Genomic DNA, 789 nt, shown 5'->3' on the forward strand with positions numbered 1-789 from the left:
GTCGCGGCCGCGATGAAGGTTTCGCCCGATAAGTTCAGGCACCGCACCGACGCCCTGCACGAGTTCAACCCGATGCTCGGCCATCGCGGCTGCCGTCTGGCGGTCTCCTATCCCGAGATCGCCGAGATGCAGGCGCGCGCCATTTTCGAGGCGGCCGTCCAGGCGGGCCAGAAGGCCGGCGCTCTGGTGGTGCCTGAGATCATGGTGCCGCTGGTCGGCCTGGTGAAGGAGCTCGACTACGTCAAGGCGCGCATCGACGCCGTCGCGGCCAGCGTCATGCAGGAGAGCGGCATCAAAATCGATTATCTCACAGGCACGATGATCGAGCTGCCGCGTGCCGCGATCCGCGCCCACGTCATCGCCGAGGCGGCCGAATTCTTCTCCTTCGGCACCAACGATCTCACCCAGACCACCTTCGGCATCTCACGCGACGATGCGGCCTCCTTCCTGGAGACCTATCGGCAGAAGGGCATCATCGAGCAGGATCCGTTCGTGTCGCTCGACATAGAGGGCGTCGGCGAACTGGTGCGCATCGCGGCCGAAAAGGGCAGGGTGACGCGACCCGAGATCAAGCTCGGCATCTGCGGCGAGCACGGCGGCGACCCCTCGTCGATCCGCTTCTGTGAAGAGGTCGGCCTCGACTATGTCTCGTGCTCGCCCTACCGCGTGCCGATCGCGAGGCTGGCGGCGGCGCAGGCCGCTGTTCAGGTCGCCAAGGCAGCGTCGCGGGGCTGATTTTCGGTCGCCCGTCGGCACCGCTGACGGGGCCCGTACCTCACGGTTTTGTAC

General features: G+C 66.3%; 1 protein-coding gene. It reads left to right on the top strand.

Features of this window, described 5'->3' with window-relative positions; translation table 11 throughout:
* The coding region (locus tag EOA33_RS37330; protein WP_348628299.1) for a putative PEP-binding protein at window positions 1-735 on the top strand (735 nt) is incomplete at its 5' end.
* Between the last annotated feature and the right edge of the window lie 54 nt (window positions 736-789).

The sequence above is a fragment of the Mesorhizobium sp. M4A.F.Ca.ET.050.02.1.1 genome, from assembly GCF_003997725.1.
GTDB lineage: Bacteria > Pseudomonadota > Alphaproteobacteria > Rhizobiales > Rhizobiaceae > Mesorhizobium.